The 16,364-nt window shown below is 71.6% G+C and carries 13 protein-coding genes; 10 read left to right on the plus strand and 3 right to left on the minus strand.

Translation table 11 applies throughout. The features are described from left to right. The first annotated feature begins 279 nt into the window (after positions 1-279). From OG774_RS29245 to OG774_RS29255, 3 genes are read left to right on the plus strand one after another with little or no spacing between them, the layout of a single operon-like run. A complete protein-coding gene (locus OG774_RS29245) occupies positions 280-3,114 on the plus strand; it encodes an ATP-binding protein (protein WP_328305823.1) in 2,835 nt (944 codons plus the stop codon). A gap of 57 nt (positions 3,115-3,171) precedes the next feature. Then, complete coding sequence (locus tag OG774_RS29250) at positions 3,172-4,110, plus strand: ABC transporter ATP-binding protein (RefSeq protein ID WP_328305824.1); 939 nt, start codon at positions 3,172-3,174, stop codon at positions 4,108-4,110. Then, positions 4,107-4,835, plus strand: coding sequence for an ABC transporter permease (locus tag OG774_RS29255; RefSeq protein ID WP_328305825.1), 729 nt, complete (start codon positions 4,107-4,109; stop codon positions 4,833-4,835). The genes OG774_RS29250 and OG774_RS29255 overlap by 4 nt, the downstream gene beginning before the upstream one ends. Positions 4,836-5,074: 239 nt before the next feature. Here the strand turns inward: OG774_RS29255 and OG774_RS29260 are convergent, their stop codons facing one another. Then, complete coding sequence (locus tag OG774_RS29260) at positions 5,075-5,386, minus strand: EthD family reductase (RefSeq protein WP_328305826.1); 312 nt, start codon at positions 5,384-5,386, stop codon at positions 5,075-5,077. Positions 5,387-5,965: 579 nt separating this feature from the next. On the opposite strand from OG774_RS29260, the gene OG774_RS29265 reads away from it, so the two are divergent. From OG774_RS29265 to OG774_RS29295, 7 genes are all read left to right on the plus strand, one after another. After that, positions 5,966-7,759, plus strand: coding sequence for a serine hydrolase domain-containing protein (locus tag OG774_RS29265; RefSeq protein WP_328305827.1), 1,794 nt, complete (start codon positions 5,966-5,968; stop codon positions 7,757-7,759). Between the two features lie 200 nt (positions 7,760-7,959). Continuing rightward, a complete protein-coding gene (locus OG774_RS29270) occupies positions 7,960-8,391 on the plus strand; it encodes a hypothetical protein (protein ID WP_328305828.1) in 432 nt (143 codons plus the stop codon). 7 nt (positions 8,392-8,398) lie between these two features. Then, positions 8,399-9,331 (plus strand): class I SAM-dependent methyltransferase, encoded by a 933-nt coding sequence (locus OG774_RS29275; RefSeq protein ID WP_328305829.1) that lies wholly within the window; start codon positions 8,399-8,401, stop codon positions 9,329-9,331. Between the two features lie 56 nt (positions 9,332-9,387). After that, positions 9,388-10,251 (plus strand): PhzF family phenazine biosynthesis protein, encoded by an 864-nt coding sequence (locus tag OG774_RS29280; RefSeq protein WP_328305830.1) that lies wholly within the window; start codon positions 9,388-9,390, stop codon positions 10,249-10,251. 191 nt (positions 10,252-10,442) lie between these two features. Beyond that, positions 10,443-12,608: an MMPL family transporter gene (locus OG774_RS29285; RefSeq protein WP_328305831.1), complete on the plus strand. Its 2,166-nt coding sequence runs from the start codon at positions 10,443-10,445 to the stop codon at positions 12,606-12,608. Continuing rightward, positions 12,605-13,759, plus strand: a complete 1,155-nt coding sequence (locus tag OG774_RS29290; RefSeq protein ID WP_328305832.1) for a sensor histidine kinase — start codon at positions 12,605-12,607, stop codon at positions 13,757-13,759. Before OG774_RS29285 ends, OG774_RS29290 begins: the two co-directional genes overlap by 4 nt. Next, complete coding sequence (locus tag OG774_RS29295; protein WP_328305833.1) at positions 13,756-14,424, plus strand: response regulator transcription factor; 669 nt, start codon at positions 13,756-13,758, stop codon at positions 14,422-14,424. Before OG774_RS29290 ends, OG774_RS29295 begins: the two co-directional genes overlap by 4 nt. Positions 14,425-14,605: 181 nt before the next feature. Here OG774_RS29295 and OG774_RS29300 read toward each other — a convergent pair whose 3' ends face one another. Both OG774_RS29300 and OG774_RS29305 read right to left on the minus strand, forming a co-directional pair. Next, positions 14,606-14,878, minus strand: coding sequence for a DUF6308 family protein (locus OG774_RS29300; protein WP_328305834.1), 273 nt, complete (start codon positions 14,876-14,878; stop codon positions 14,606-14,608). 648 nt (positions 14,879-15,526) lie between these two features. Beyond that, positions 15,527-16,282 (minus strand): SDR family NAD(P)-dependent oxidoreductase, encoded by a 756-nt coding sequence (locus tag OG774_RS29305; RefSeq protein ID WP_328305835.1) that lies wholly within the window; start codon positions 16,280-16,282, stop codon positions 15,527-15,529. Positions 16,283-16,364: the final 82 nt, after the last annotated feature.

Genomic DNA, 16,364 nt, shown 5'->3' on the forward strand with positions numbered 1-16,364 from the left:
CGATCGGGCGAGCCTGCCGTCCTGGTCCAGGCGGAGACATCGGCCAGCACGCGGATGTCGCGGCGGGTCGGGCGGCCGAGCATCGGCTCGTGGAGATCGTTGTCCGGCTGGATCGGCTGGAGCCCCCTGCGGGCGTACTGGGCCGCTGCGACACGGACCGGCGCTGTCTCGAGGAGCTCCGGTTCACGGGATGGCTGGGACTCCTGCGGGGCCTCGACGAGCTGATTCATCGGGACGACGCGGCGCCGGAGGAGTGAGAGCGGCGGTAGCCTCGCCGGGATGCGTGCTCCTGGGTCCGCGGCGCGGCTACTCGGCCGCGACACCGAGCTCGCAGCGCTCGGCGAGGCGGTGGAGCGGGCCGTCTCGGGGCGGCTATCGGTGGTCGCCGTCGAGGGCGAGGCCGGGATCGGCAAGACCAGCTTGCTGGACGCCGCCCTCGACGTCGCCCGCAGGCGCGGACTCCCGGTCGTGACCGGCCGGGCGGAGGAGCTGGAGCGCAACCGGCCGTTCGGTGTCTGGGTCGACGCGCTGCGGCTCGCGTCCACGTCGGCGGACCCGCGCCGCGCGGCGATCGCGGCACTGCTGGCGGCGCGCCCGGGATCGGACGGGCCCATCACGGTCAGCAGCGACCCGGGCCTGCAGTTCCAGGCGGTCGACGCCATCGTCGACCTGATCGAGGACCTCGCGCACGAGGGACCGCTGGTGATCGGCCTCGACGACCTGCAGTGGGCCGACCCGGCGGGCCTGCTGACCCTGACCGCGCTGGTCCGCCGCCTGACCCACGTGCCGGTCGCCGTCCTGAGCTGCCGGCGGCCCACCCCGCGGGGAAGACAGCTGCAGCGCGCGCTGGACTACCTGGACGACGCGGGGGCGGTCACGGTGCGCCTCGCCCGGCTGCCCAACCGCGCCGTCCACGACCTGGTGACCGAGATCCTGGCGGCTCCGCCCGGCGCCGAGCTGCTGGCAGAGGTGGCGGACGCGGGCGGCAACCCGCTGTTCGTGACCGAGCTGCTCGCGGCGCTGGTCGGGGAGAACGCGATTCGGCTACGGGACGGGCGGGCGGAGGTGTCCGCGGCGAGCCTGCCACCGAGCCTGCGGCTGACGATCCTGCGGCATCTCAGCTTCCTGCCCGACGACACGCTCGCGGCCCTGCAGCCCGCCTCGGTCCTGGGGACGAGCTTCACGGTGGACGACCTGGCGACGATCACCGAGCGCTCGGTGCTCGCGCTGTCCGGGCCGCTGGGCCCGGCGATGACGGCGCAGGTCCTCGTCGAGGCCGGGGACCGGCTGCGCTTCCGGCACGACCTCATCCATGACGCGGTCTACGCCGACATCCCGCAGAGCGTGCGGATCGGACTGCACCGTGAGGCGGGCCGCAGGCTCGCCCGCGCCGGCGCGCCCGCCGGCCAGGTCGCGGAGCACTTGTCGCGAGGAGCGTTGCCTGGGGACAACGCTGCCGTGGACTGGCTGGTCCGGGCGGCCCGCGAGGTCGCGGCGCGGTCTCCGGGGGCTGCGGCCGAGCTGCTGGGGCGGGCGGTCGAGCTGGCCGACCCCACCGACCGGGACCGGCTGCTGGTCGAGCAGGCCGGCAGCCTGTCGTGGGCCGGTGATGCCGTCGAGGCCGCGCTGTCCTGCCGGGACGTGCTGGCGCGCGACCCCGCCCCGCGGATCGCCGGGCTCGCCCGGATCTGCCTGGCGCGCAGCCTGATCGCGCAGGGCCGGATGTCGGACGCGTTGCGGGAGCTGGAGTGCCTGCCGCCGGCCGGCCCGCTCACCGCGGGCGAGCTCGGAGCGGCGCGGGGATGGGCGAGCATGGCGCGGCTGTCCACCGGTGACCTGGCCGGCGCTGCGGCCGCGGCCTGCGAGGCCGTCGGGACGGCGGGCGAGCCCGCGGCCGTCAGCCTGGCCCGCACCTGCCTCGCGGTGGTCGCCGAGCTCCGCGGGCAGCCGGGCCGCGCGCTGGAGATCGTCGACGAGGCCGTCGCGGACGCCGACCGCAGCCCCGGCGGGGTGGGGCACCGATATCCGGTGCACGTCGCGCGGGGACACATCCTCCTGGAGCTCGACCGCCTGCCCGACGCCCGCGCGACGCTGCTGACCGGTCGAGCGCGCAGCGAGGACCTGGGAACACGGTGGGCCCTGACCAGCTTCGAGGTCTTCCTTGCCGTCGAGCGGTTCCTGGCCGGCGAGTGGGACGACGCGCTCGCCGGGGTGGAGACGGGACTCGCGCTGGCCGAGGAGACCGGCGAGCGCTACAGCCTCGTCCTGGCCCACAGCGTCACAGCGCTGATCGCCCTGCACCGGGACGACCTACGGCGCGCGACGACGGCCAGCGAGCTGGCGCTGCGCGAGCTGGCGGCAAGCGGCCCCCGCTTCCGCAGCCACTGGGCGCCCTGGGTCCAGGCCCAGCTCCTCGAGGCGAGCGGCGACGACGGGCGGGCGGTCGCCACGCTCGCCGACGCCTGGGACGACTGCACCCGGTCGGGGCTCGCGATCGAGTACCCGGTGCTCGGCCCCGACCTGGTCCGCCTCACGCTCGCCGCCGGCGAGCGCGAGCGTGCGGAGCAGGTGACCGAGGCTCTGTGCGAGGTCACCCGAAGCCACGACGCGCCCTCGCGGACCGGGGCGGCCCTGCGCTGCCAGGGGCTGCTCGCCGCGGACCCGGAGCCGCTGCTGGCCGCCGTCGCGGCCTACGCCGGCGCCGCCCGCCCCCTCGAGCTCGCACTCACCGCCGAGGACGCCGCCGCCCTGCTCGCCGCCCGCGGCGACACCGACACCGCGTGCACGCTCCTGCAGCGGGCCGTCACCGCGTTCGAGGGGTTGCACGCGGCCCGCGGGGTGGCCCGGACCGAGGCGACGCTGCGCGAGCTCGGCGTGCGGCGGGGTCGTCGCGGGCCGCGGGCCCGTCCGCGCACCGGTTGGGACAGCCTCACCCCGACCGAGCGCCGGGTCGTGGCCCTGGTCGCCGAGGGGCTGTCCAACCCGCAGATCGGCGAGCGTCTCTACCTCTCACGGCGCACGGTGCAGACCCACGTCGGGCACGTGTTCGGCAAGCTGGGCCTGTCCTCGCGCACCGAGCTCGCCGCCGCGGCCGCCCGGGAGGGCCGTCGCTGAAACATCCGCGTGCCGACGGATGTCTCGCTGCGGCCCCGGACAGCATCGTCGAGACGCATGACCGAGAACGTCCCGCACCTGGTGGCGGCCCGGTCCGTCCCGGAGACGCACCCCGCGGTCCTGCTCGAGAGCGTCGTCAAGTCCTACGACCGGACCCGTGCGGTCGAGGGCGTCGCGCTGCGGATCGCCCCCGGCGAGGTGGTCGCCCTGCTCGGGCCCAACGGCGCGGGCAAGTCGACGACGTTGGACATGATGCTCGGGCTCACCACGCCCGACGCCGGGACCGCGCGCCTGTTCGGGCTGACGCCGACCGACGCGGTCCGGCGTGGCCGGGTCGGGGCAATGCTGCAGACCGGCGAGCTGCTCCCGCACGTCACGGTCGGCGAGCTGCTCGGCCTGGTCGCCGTGCTGCACGACCGCCCGCAGAACGTGGCGCCGGCCCTGGAGCAGGCGGGGATCAGCGAGCTGCGTGCGCGGCGGACCCACAAGCTCTCCGGCGGGCAGGCGCAGCGGGTGCGGTACGCGCTGGCGCTGGTCACCGACCCGGACCTACTGGTCCTCGACGAACCGACCTCCGGGATGGACGTCGCGGCCCGGGCGGCGTTCTGGGACACGATGCGCGGCCACGCCCGCATCGGGCGCACCGTGGTGTTCGCGACCCACTACCTGGAGGAGGCCGGCGCCCACGCCGACCGGATCGTGCTGCTCGCCGGCGGCCGGGTCGTCGCCGACGGATCGGTCACCGAGATCACCTCGGCCGCGACCGGCCGGACCATCCGGGCAACCCTGCCCGGCGCCGATGTCGCAGGCCTGTCGACGTTGGCGGGTGTGCGAGCGGCCGAGACCCGTGGCGAGACCGTCGTCCTCGACTGCACCGACTCGGATCGCGCGCTGCGCGCGCTGCTCGCCGCCGAACCCGGGGCGCGTGACGTCGAGGTGTGCGGCGCCGACCTCACCGCAGCGTTCCTCGCGTTGACGGAAGGTGAGCTGCGATGAGCCCGACCTACCTGCGGCTGGAGATCCTGCGCGTGCTGCGCGTGCCCCAGCTGCTGAGCTTCACCGTGGTCCTGCCCGTCGCGCTGTTCCTGATCTTCGCGAACCTGTTCGACGGCGCCCGCTTCGGTGGGGTGTCGGCCACCGCGTACACCATGCAGAGCATGGCCGCCTACGGATCGCTGGGGGCCGCGCTGTTCTCCACCGCCGCGATCGCCCTGGAGCGGCGGATCGGCTGGAACCGCCAGCTGCGGCTGACCCCGCTGCCACCGCGCACCTACGTGCTGGTGAAGGGACTGGCGGCGTGGCTGGTCACGCTGCCCGGGCTGGTGCTGGTCTACCTCGCGGGCGCCGTCATGGGGGTGACGATGCCGCTGTGGCAGTGGGCCGCGGTGGCCGCCGCGACCTGGACGGCGCTGCTGCCGTTCGTGCTGCTCGGGATCACGCTCGGCTTCATGGGCACCAACGAGTCCGTGCAGGCGGTCAGCACGTTCGTGCTGCTCGCACTGTCGCTGCTCGGAGGTTTCTGGTTCCCGATCGAGATCCTGCCGGGGGCCGTGCAGGCCGCCGCCCAGGTCCTGCCCTCGTACTGGCTCAATGCGGTCGGTCGGGCGGTGATGGGCGGACCCGGCGTCGGCTGGACCGGCCTGGCCGTCCTCGTCGCCTGGACCGTGGTCCTCGCCGCGTTCGCAGCCGGCCGCTACCGTGCCGACGCCAGGCGCGCCTGACCGACCCAGCGCGTGGCGGCACGCTGTGAATTGTGCAAGGTCGGCCGGCACGCGAGGGCGTCGATCAAGACGCCGCGGGGCTGCGAGGCACGTTCACCGAGATCGTCGACGCTGCCGCCTCCGTGGGGAACGTCGACGCGAGTGCACCCGCAGGACCAGGGCGCGGACCTCCTCGTGGACGAGGTGGTCGACCGGGGCGGCGATGCCTACGCCGTCGGCGCGGTCGACGAGCTCCGCGCTCAGACGACGGAGCCGGCCGGTCCCGCCATCACCGTGACGCCGGCCGTCGCGAAGTTGGCGAGGTCGGCCCTCGTCGCCCGCCCCTCCGGTGCCGACATGCCCGCGCCGTAAGCCGCCTCGGACTCGTACTCCATCACCGCCACCAGGTGGTACGGGGGCTTCGTGCCGTCCGGGCCCGGCCCGGGCCTCGACACCGTGTAGCGCTGCAGTCCGGGGATCGTGGCGGCGAGCGGCGTGTGGACCCCGTCGTAGTGTTCGTCGAACTCGACGGGATCCTCGGGGTGGTTGTAGAGCACGGTCACCTGGAACACGAGACCTCCTCGCCACGGGACATGAGTCATCTCCATCCTCGAGCTCCTGGCTGCGGTCGGCCTGGTCCTGCCCGCCCTGCTCGCATCGCACCGGTCGTGGTGCCGGTGACCGCCGTCTGCCGGGTCGTGCTCATGGTCGGCGCGATGATCACTCACGGTCGCTACAAGCAGGTCAGGCTCGTGATGGTGAACGCAACCCATCTCGCCCCCGCGGTCTTCATCGCGTGTGGAGCCGCTTCGGCCCTCGAGTCCTACACCCGACACAGGCTTCGCCTCGACGACCGTGGAGGCAACTCCCCGTGCCGAGCGTGGTCAGCATTCCGTGACGACATGGGCCAGCTGGCGGATGTCTCGAGATGTCGGGCACGCCAGCGTCGTCCCGTCCCCGGATGTCGGTCGGAGAGGCTCCTGATGATGGGCACGGCCGATCGTGGGGTGCGTTCGAGGCGCCGCGCGGGCGTGTTCGTCGCGTTCCTGGTTGTCGGCTTGGTCGCCGGCTTGGCTGCGTGGTGGGCGCCGCCCGCGCACGGCGCTACGGCGGCTCGTGAGGCGCCACCTCTCGCTGACGTCGGTGCCGTCGTGGACCGGATCGTGCCCCGGCAGCTGGTCGAGGGTGACATCCCGGGCGCCCTCGTCACCGTGGTCGCGGGCGGCAGGACGGTGTTCTCCCAGGGGTACGGGTCCGCCCACGTCGAGACCGGCGCACCGATGGACGCGGCCACCACCGGCTTCTACACCGCATCGCTGGTCAAGCTGTTCACCGCCACTGCGGTCCTGCAACTGGTGCAGGCCGGGAAGCTCGACCTCCACACCGACGTCAACGCCTACCTGCAGGGCTTCTCGGTGCCGGACACCTACCCGGGGCGGCCCGTGACGGTGCACCACTTGTTGACCTACACGTCCGGCTTCGACAACAACGTCTACGGCTGGGCGCAGTGGGACGGCGACCGGATGCCGTCACTGACGGAGTTCGCCGCGAACGTGCTGCCCGGCCGGGTCCGGGCTCCCGGCGAGCTCGTGGCCTACAACAACTACGACTACGCGCTGCTCGGGCGCCTGGTCGAGATCGCCTCCGGGCGCAGCTACGCGAGCTACGTCGCCGAGCGGGTCTTCGCCCCGCTGGGCATGCGATCCACGAGCGCGGCGCAGCCGCACCCGCCGACCCTCGAAGGCGGGTTGGCGGCCGGTCACCGCCCGGTCCGCGGCTCCCAGACCCGGACCGCCGGCCAGCAGAGTCCGGCAACGCCGGCCGGGGCGGACGTGATCACGACCTCCCCGGATCTCGCCCGCTTCATGATCGCGCAACTTCGCGCCGACCCGGCGCTCGGTCCCGGCGTGCCGGCGCTCATGCAACGCGAACGGTTCACCTCCGATGCCAGCATCCCCGGCATGGGCTACGCGTTCGAGCAGCGGCCGCACAACGGCCACCCGGTCGCGTTCAAGGACGGTGACCTGCCCGGCCTCCACACCGACATGGCGTTGCTGCCCGACGCCGACGTCGGCATCCACGTCGTCTACAACGGGGACGGCCACGATCAGGCCGCCTTCTGGGGCGGCAAGGAGCTCATCGAGACGATCATCGACGAGTCCTTCCCCGCGGACGTGCCGGAGCGGGACCCCCTCGACGGCGACGTCTCGCGCTACGCCGGCGAGTACGAGGACACGCGTACCTCCCGGAGCAGCTTCGCGCGGGTCGGGAGCTTGACCGAGCCTGTCACGGCCGACGTCGCCGGTGGCGGGCAGCTGACCACGAACGGGCTGTCCGAGGACCCCTCGGTGTCGACCCAGGATTGGGTGCAGATCGAGCCCGGCCTGTTCCGGCTGGAGGGCGGCACCGCGACCATGGCCCTCGACGACCATGGCGCGCTGGTGTCCAGCCAGACCCCGGCCGCCTCGTACGTCCGGCTCGACTGGTACCGGTCGCCGCAGCTGCACCTGCTCGTCGCGGGGGCGGCGCTGGCGGTGCTGCTGCTCGGCTTCTTCCTGTTGCCGGTCCAGGCCTTGATCCGCAGGCACCTCCTCCGGCCGCGTAGATCGGCGGGCTCCCGCAGCGCGCGAGTCCTGGCCTGGGCGACCTCGCTGTGTGCCGTTCTCTTCGGCGCGGCCTTCGGGGTGATCGCGAGCGACGCCAATCGCCTGATGCAGATCGCGTTGACCGGAGACCCGGTCCTGTCGTTCGCCCTGAACACCGTCTCGGTGATGGGGGTGCTGACGGTCGCTGTCGCCGTTTGCGCGGTCGTTTCCTGGTGCCGCAGCTGGTGGACGTGGGCAGAACGGATCGCCTACAGCGGATACGCGCTGGCGGCCGTCGGCTTCGTCGGGATCGCGGTCACCTACCGACTCCTCGGCGCACCGCTGGCCGTCACCGTGTGATCTCCGGCTCGAGGACACCTCAGAACTGACGAAAGGAGGACGGGGAACGGGCACGGTGCGATGTGTCTGCGCCCCGACGACGAATGACATCACCATCGCCCGACCCAGGAGCCGGGGCCGAGCGGGCCGACCCGCTCGCTCCGGTGGCGCGGCCCCGTTCGATCCCGATCCCACGCGTCCTGTGGGGCATCGTGCCGGGGATGATCGGCGGCGTGGCGCTGCTGGTGGCGCTGCCCGCGGTCATGATCGTCGACCGCGACGACACCATCAGGGCGATCATGAATGACCAGCCCGACCTGAACCCGTCCCACCAGGGCACCGCCTTCGTCGCTGTGATCGTGTTCGCCGTCGCGGTCCACGCCGTCGACGCGATCCTCACGGTCTGGTTCGGCGTGCAGACGCTTCGCGGAAAGCAGTGGGCCCGCATCGCGCTGACCGTCTACCTCGTCGTCGCCACCCTCGGAAGCCTGGCCTCGGCGGCAGCGGTGCCCACCTACCTGTGGGCGATCATCCCCGGCGACGGTGTCCACATCCTCATGCTCGTCCTGCTGTGGCTGCCGCGGTCGGTGCGTACGTTCTTCGCCGCGCACCGCGCCGGGACACCGCGTCGATCGTCGCCTGTTGCGGCGTGAATGGCGGGTGTACGCCGATGGCCGCCGGATCGACGAATGGCGGGCAACTCGAGCGGAATCGACCCCGGAGGGTGGTCCGATCGGACATGGCGCGACGACTCGAACTCTGACCCGACGGGCCCGAGGATGCGGAGGAACGGATGGAGTACTCATGACCGGCTACGTCTTCGAGACGTCGGACCTTCTCGATGAGCAGCGCAAGTACATGCAGCAGAGCCTGGACCCGATGACGATCGCCCGACTGGAGTCCCTCGAGGTGGGACCCGGTTGGCGGTGCGTGGACGTGGGCGGAGGTGGAGGTTCGATCGCACGCTGGCTCGGCGAACGCGTCGGCGACACCGGGCACGTGCTCGTCACCGACGTGGACACCGGAGGACTGGCCGGCGCCCACAACGTGACGGTGCGTCTCCACGACATCGTCGACGACGAGCTGCCCGACGCCGAGTTCGACCTCGTCCACGCGCGCCTCGTGCTGCTGCACCTGGCGCAGCGGGACCGTGCGCTGGCCCGCATGGTGCGGGCGCTGAAGCCAGGAGGATGGCTGCTCCTCGTGGAGTTCGACTGCACCTGGATGCCGGTGCTCTCCGCGCCCGACGACGCGGCCGAAGCGTTGTTCGGCCGGTTCCACGAGGCCTTGTGCCACCTGCTGTCCGGGTCGGGAGCGGACATCGCCTGGGGCGTCCGTGCCTACCGCGCGCTGCAGGATCAGGGGCTGGTCGAGGTGGGCAACCGCGCGCATGCCGAAGCCTGGCCCGGCGACTCGGCCGGGTGTCGCTGGCTGCACGTCAACTCGCTCCAGCTCCAGGAGCAGTTGATCGGCACGGGCCTGATCACCGATGTCGAGCTGGACGCTCTGCGCGGCCTCTTGACCGACCCGACCTTCGTGGTCAGCTCCTACCTCACGATCTCGACGTGGGGCCGTCGAGCAACCGCGGTGTGAGCGCGGTGGTGGCGACCACCGAGCGGTCCTCGTACCGATGTCCCGGACCGGAGAGGGTGCGATTCGCCCTGGTCGACGTGTTCACCGACATGCCGCTGGCCGGCAACCCGCTCGTGGTCGTGCCGGATGGGGACATCATCGGAGAGGAGGCGATGCGGCGTCTCGCTCGGGAGTTCAACCAGTCCGAGACGACGTCCCTCTGCACCCCGACCGCCCCTGATGCGACGGTTCGGCTGCGGTCATTCACCCCGACGGGCACGGAGGTCGTGGGCGCCGGGCACAACGCACTGGGTGCCTGGTGGTGGCTCGCGGTGTCCGGGCACCTGGCCGATACCCCGACACCCCTGCGCCAGCAGCTCGGTGATCGAAGCCTCGGCGTCGTGATCCACGGGGACCTCGCTGCCCCCGCGTCCATCGCCATGGCACAGGGACGCCTCGAGGTCGGTGGGCGCGTGACCGGACAGGACGAGCTCGCCGACGCCCTCGGGCTCCCCGCGACGGCGCTCGTCGATCCGGCGGGACTCGTCGCCTCCACCGGAGTGCCGCACCTCCTGGTCCACGTCCGGACCGGGCAGGCGGTCGACGAGGCGTCGCCCGACGCGCGGCGCCTGCGCGCGGTGCTTGCCGGGGCCGGCGCCCAGGGCTGCTACCCCTACGCCCTGGACCCCGTCGACGCCTCCCACACCGCGTACACGAGGTTCTTCAACCCGACCGCGGGCATCCGCGAGGACCCCGCAACGGGAAGCGCCGCCGGCCCTCTCGCCGCTCACCTGGCGGGCTCGGTCAGCACGACGGTGTGGATCGAACAGGGCCACTCCATGGAGCGACCGAGCCTCTTGGAACTGCGGCTCTCCGACGACGGTGTCGAACTCCGAGGGCGATGCGTCGTCACGGCCGAAGGCGCCATCGCCGTCAGGTGAGGGCGAAACGAGGTCACGTACGGCGCGTTCATCCAGCCGATCGGTCGAGGCTGCGGGATGACGGAATCGTCCTCGGCCGCTAGGCGGCGGTGAACGGGCGCGTGCCGCTGCAGCGGGTCCACCGAACAGTGGACACGAGGTCCGTTGACCGGTTGTTCCGACCAGCAGGGGCTCCGACCGAAGGTTCGAGGATGACCAAACTGTTGTTGCGGATATCGGGGTGGAGCGCCATTCATCCATGGCGGGCGGTAGCCGCATGGATGTGCTTCGTGGCGGTGTGTGTCGTCCTGGGCGCCACGGCTGGAATGAACCAGGCGACGACCGAGGATTACCGGGTCGGTGAGGCAGGGCGAGCAGAGGCCATGGCGGCGAGCGCGGGCCTGCAGACACATGCGGTCGAGAACGTCTTGATCACCGCACGGAACGAGAGCGACACGATCGACCGGATCGCGACGCATGATTCCGCGGGCGAGGTGATCGACCGGATGCGCGCACTCCCGGAGGTGCTTGCGGTCGAGGCTTCCCGCTGGTCCTCCGACGGTACGGCGATGGTCGTCGAGGTGACGATGGCCGGTCCGGAACTGGAGGCCAAGAGCCGGGTCGAGCCGTTGCTCGCCCAGACCGCTGCGGTCGCGGCGGCCCATCCCGACCTGCTCATCGAGCAGGTGGGGTCGGCGTCGATCGGCAAGGGGGTGGACCGCCAGCGATCCGCGGACCTGCTGCGGACCGAGGTCGTGGCAGTGCCGGTGACGGTCCTGGTGCTGTTCGTGGTCTTCGGGTCGGTGCTGCTGGCGCTGGTGCCGCTGCTCTTGGCGGCGAGCGCGATCGCCGCCGCGATCGGGTTGTCGATGGTGGCCTCGCACGTGCTCCCGGACGCCGGGGTCGGAGTCAACGTGATCCTGCTGATCGGCTTGGCCGTCGGGGTGGACTACACGCTGTTCTACCTCGAGCGCCAACGCGAGGAGCGGAAACGTGCCGGAGGGACGCTCAGTGGCGAGGCGATCGTCCGGCTGGCCACGGCGACCGCCGGACGGACCGTCGTGCTCTCCGGTTTCGCCGTGGTCGTCTCGTCGGCGACGCTCTACCTGGCCGACGATGTCATCTTCTCGTCGGTGGCCACGGCGGCGGTCACCGTGACGGCCGTCGCGGTGCTCAGCGCCCTCACCGTTCTCCCGGCAGTCGTGGTGCTGCTCGGCCGGCGAACCGGGCGGCACAGCGGAGCGGAAAAGTTCCGCAGGCGGGCGGCTCGCCCGGGCCGGGCGACCGGGGCGGCGCTGTCGGCGGTCGGTCGTCGCCCGGTCGTCACGCTGGTGGTCATGGTGACGGCCCTGCTCGTCCTGGCCGCGCCACTGCTGGGGCTGACCATCACCGACATGGGCCGCGAGACACACTCCCGAGAGATCCCGGAGATGGTTTCCTTCGACCGGCTCAACAGCGCGTTCCCCGATCGGATCGCCGCAAATCGGGTCGTCGTGCAGGATCGGCCGGAGCGTGCCGGGGCGGTGGTCGCCGAGCTGAACCGCCTGGACCGGGAGGCCACGGGCCTCGCTGCCGGAGGCAGGCTCCGGACCTCCGGCGACGGCCGAGTCACCGTTCTCGATCTCCCGGTTCCCCATCTCGTGGGATCAGAGCCTGCCCGGGCGGCTCTGGCGGAGCTGCGGGACGAGGCGACGCCCCGGCTGGCCGCGGCACTGCCTGGGGCGACCATCGCGGTGACCGGTGATGTCGCCCGTTACGCCGACTACCCGAAGCACCAGGCAGAGCAGCTGCCGCTGATCATCGCCGCGTTGCTGCTGGTGACCTTCGCCGTGACCGTGTGGGCCTTCCGGTCGGTCGTGCTCGGTGCGCTCGGCGTGGTGTTGAACCTGTTGTCCGCCGCCGCCGCGCTGGGAGTGGTGGTCACGGTCTTCCAGCCGACGTGGGCCGAGGGCCTGCTCGACTTCAGCTCGACCGGCTCGATCGGGTCCCGGGTACCGCTGTTCCTGCTCGTGATCCTCTTCGGACTGTCGATGGACTACCAGTTCTTCGCGCTCAGCCGCATCAAGGAGGCGGCCGACCGCGGACTCGGGGCCCGGGACGCGGTGCTGGCCGGAATGGGAGCCTCGGCACGAGTGGTGGCGAGCGCGTCGATCGTGATGGTGACCGTGTTCGGGGGATTCGCGTCCCTGCACCTGATGGAGATGAAACAGATCGGCCTCGGCCTGGCGGTCGCGGTGTTGCTGGATGCCTTCGTCGTGCGGCTCTTCGTGGTGCCCGCCGTGTTGTTGCTGCTGGGGGAGAAGGCGTGGTGGCCGGGTCCGCGAGGCCGGACGGCCGACGCGCGGGCGCCCCGCCGGATCGGAGCGGGACAGCGATGAGCCTGCTCCCGACGGACCTCGGACGTTGGTACCCGGTGCTGTGGGTGCTGTTCGGCCTCGCTCCGCCGGTGATCGGCGCGACGAACGAGCCGGCCGGCGTGCGGGCCACCGTGTGGGTGGCCGTGGTCGTCCTGGGTCTGACGTACGTCGGCGTCGTGCGCTCGGGCAGCGCCGCCCGGTGGCCATTCTCGGCCGTGCTCACGGCCGTGATCGGGACGCTCGCGGTGCTGTCCGCCGGGGCGGAGGCGTTGTTCGTCGTGTCGCTGCCGCTGTACTGGTCGGAATCGGCCGGCACCCGTTCATCACTGGCATGGAGCGCCGCCGGAGCCCTGATGGCGGTTGGTCCCGGGATCGGGTCCTGGTGGGGAGGCGGCTACGTGCCGCTCGGGACCCCGGTCGTCGTCGCCGGGTTCCTGGCCGGAGCCGGTCTCGGGGTGTGGGGGCACCGGCTCGCAGCACACGCCGCGAGACGGGCCGATCGGCTCGATCGGGAGTTGGCCTCGACCCAACGCGAGCTGGCTGAGACCCACCAGCGACAGGGGGCCGCCGAGGAACGGGAACGACTGTCCCGGGAGATCCACGACACCCTTGCCCAGGGTCTCGCGTCGATCATCGCGCTCGCCGCTGCCGCGCGCACCGCGGTGCAGCCCGATCCCGGCAGCGCCGAACGGCGGCTCGACTCGATCGAGGCCACCGCCCGCGAGAACCTGGCCGAGGCGAGGGTGCTGGTCACCGGAGCCGAGGAGGGAGCCACCCAGGCCTCGATCTCACAGCTCCTGCGGCTGGCCGCGGAGCGGTTGGCCGCGGACACCGGCATCGACGTGCACATCGATCTGACCGAAGTCCCGATCGGCCGGGCCGAGCGGCTCGCCCTGCTCCGGTGTAGCCAGGAGTCGCTCGCCAACGTCCGCCGTCACTCCGGAGCGAGCACTGTGTCGATCACCCTCACGGCCGACGGCGACCGGGTCGACCTCGAGATCGTTGACGACGGCAGGGGCTTCGCGATCACCGAGGCCGAAGGGTTCGGTCTGGTCGGAATGGCCCGACGGATGGCCGAGCTGGGCGGGCTGCTGACCGTCACCAGCTCACCCCGGACCGGCACTCGCATCCTCGCCTCTCTCGCACGGGCCCAGGAGCGTGGGGAGTCGTGACCGCCGTAAGGGACACGGCAGTTCGGGTACTGGTGGTCGATGATCACGCGGTGATGCGGGCCGGTGTGGCTGCACTGCTCGACGGCGAGCCGTCCGTCCGGATCGTCGGTGAGGCAGCGAACGGGCACGAAGCCCTCGCCCGCATCGCGTCCCTACGACCCGATGTTGCGCTCGTGGACCTACGGATGCCGGGGCTGGACGGCGTCGAGCTCACCACTGAGGTGACCTCCGGTGCTGCCCAGACCCGGGTGCTCGTGCTCACCACCTACGACAGCGACGACGACATCGAACGCGCCGTGGCGGCGGGTGCGGTGGGCTATCTCCTCAAGGACGCCCATCGGACCGAGCTTGTCGATGCCATCCATGCGGCGTACCGCGGAGAGACGGTCCTCGCTCCCCGTGTGGCCGCGCGGCTGCTGGCACGTACTCGCCGGCCCGAACCCCGCGTCGTCCTCACTCGGCGCGAGGCCGACGTGCTCGTCGCCGTCGCCGAGGGCCTCGTGAACGCCGCCATCGGACGCCGTCTCGGCATAGGGGAGGCAACGGTGAAGACGCACCTGCTCCGGGCCTTCGCCAAGCTCGACGTGGGCGACAGAACGCGCGCCGTGGTCGTGGCGATGGAGCGGGGCCTCATCCCTGCACCAGACGGCAGGCATCCGGCATGACCGGCCTCGTAGCGGTCCACCTGGCCCCGGTGCTTCATCGCGCGCGGCGCCGAGAACCAAGAACCCGGTCGGATGCCGGCCCTCGAGCTTGGCAGATCGGCTCGGACGTCGGACGGCGACGTGTCGTTGAGGGTCGCCATCCTTGTCTCTTGCACCACCTGCGCCACTGGATCGACAGCGTTCAGAAGGCGACTGACGGGCCGCGGTGATAACGATCGACATGCCGCCACACCTGATCGGCAGGCGAGTCCGTCTCGATTTGGCGGTCCTCGGTGTCGATGAGGTCGAGGTCGACGGGGACCTCGGCGAGCAGCGTTGAGAGGTCGTCGGCCTCGGCCTCGAGCATCCGCAGTGCGGCACGAGGATCGACCGGGACGCTGAGCATGGTCACGGCGAGTCTGTCCCCGGCGGTGCCAACCGACCGTAGGAGGCAGTTGTGGCGTGCGCGAGTCACGATCGAGCAAGACGAAGCCAGGCGTTCGGCTGCCGGACGTGACGGCCGGTGAAAACACCGATGACGTCAGCCTCGGCCCATCGGCGTGGCCTCCTGCCTACACGATCATCTACGCAGGTCGGCTCCTAGCGATCTTCACACGACCGCTCAAAGGGATCATCGCGCAAGAGTAAGCGTGCCCGAAAGGTGAAGAGAGTCACGTTGGAAGATCGCTCCGTAGAGCGGTGACCAGCGGAAAGAGTGCGCCGTCAGGGACTCGAACCCCGAACCCAGTGGACGAGAGTCACGTCTTCTCGGATGATGCTCGGTGCTCATCTGTGCTGGTCAGCAACGGTACTCCTGGCCGCCGATCATCGGCGGTGTGCGGGTACCGGCGGCTGTGGTGTGACGTAAGCGGCCACCTCAGCGGCCGGTGGTCATCAGTCGTTGTTGCGCTGAGCGGCCGTCTGATGGGCAGCCGCTCCAAACCGCAGCGACGCCCTCGGGCCCAGTGTGGAGGCGGGTGCGGTCCGTCTCGACGGTGTCCACCGTCGTGTCTCGCCGCCCTCCCACTGACCAGGTGTGGACCAGACCGGATGACGAGACGGAGGATCTCTGCGGCTCGGAAGGTCGTTCCTGAGGGCATGAGCCTCCCACTCGCGCGGACTGTCACCACGGTACGACTGCGCCCTCCCAGCTGGTGAAGGTGCCGGACGGCTCGTGCGGTCCGAACCGGGCGACCCGCACCACTTCACGGATCGCGTCCTCGACCGTGTCCGTCCCCTCGAAGTTGACCAGCGCGGTGTTCGCGAAGCCTGGCGAGACCAGGTTGACCTTGATGTCGCTGGCTTCCAGCTCGATCATCATCGACAGCGTGAGGGCGTTCAGCGCGGCCTTCGATGCGGCGTAGGTCGGGTCGAACGTCCAGTGGTAGACGGAGGCCGGGTCAGCGACTGTGGCCAGGGAGCCCAGGGCGCTGGTCACGTTCACGATTCGCGCGTCCGACGATGCGCGGAGCAGCGGCAGCATGGCCTGGTACACCGCCAGGGGCCCGAAGACGTTGACCTCCCAGACGGCCCGCACCTCCTCGAGGGGCACCGTGCTCGCCTTCGAGACGGCGCGGAACTCGGCCAGGTCGCGGACGTCGGTGCCGATGGTGGCGGCGCCCGCGTTGTTGACGAGGAGGTCGAGTCGGCCGGCGTCCTCACGGATGCGTTGGGCGGCCGCCGCGATCGAGGGCGCATCGGTGACGTCGAGGTGGAGCGCGGTGGCACCGTCGCCGATCTCGGCGGCCGCTGCCTGGCCCCGGTCGAGGTTGCGGGCCCCGACGAACACGGTGGTCCCGTCGGAGACCAGCTCGGTGGCGAGCTGCTTGCCCATGCCCTGGTTGGCTCCGGTGACCAGGGCGATGCGGTTGGTTCCCACGAGGGTTCTCCTGTTTCGGTGTTGGTGAAGGCGAGGACGAACGCCCTCCGTCGCTGCTGACGAGGGGCGGGGTCGCCGCCGG

The organism is Actinomycetospora sp. NBC_00405 (assembly GCF_036044095.1).
Lineage (GTDB): Bacteria > Actinomycetota > Actinomycetes > Mycobacteriales > Pseudonocardiaceae > Actinomycetospora > Actinomycetospora callitridis.

Excerpts from the sequence above, each read along its gene's own strand:
- OG774_RS29290 (WP_328305832.1), top strand. The coding sequence starts at position 12,605 with ATGAGCCTGCTCCCGACGGACCTCGGACGTTGGTACCCGGTGCTGTGG.
- OG774_RS29255 (WP_328305825.1), top strand. The coding sequence starts at position 4,107 with ATGAGCCCGACCTACCTGCGGCTGGAGATCCTGCGCGTGCTGCGCGTG.
- OG774_RS29285 (WP_328305831.1), top strand. The coding sequence starts at position 10,443 with ATGACCAAACTGTTGTTGCGGATATCGGGGTGGAGCGCCATTCATCCA.
- OG774_RS29270 (WP_328305828.1), top strand. The coding sequence starts at position 7,960 with ATGATCGGCGGCGTGGCGCTGCTGGTGGCGCTGCCCGCGGTCATGATC.
- OG774_RS29245 (WP_328305823.1), top strand. The coding sequence starts at position 280 with ATGCGTGCTCCTGGGTCCGCGGCGCGGCTACTCGGCCGCGACACCGAG.
- OG774_RS29250 (WP_328305824.1), top strand. The coding sequence starts at position 3,172 with ATGACCGAGAACGTCCCGCACCTGGTGGCGGCCCGGTCCGTCCCGGAG.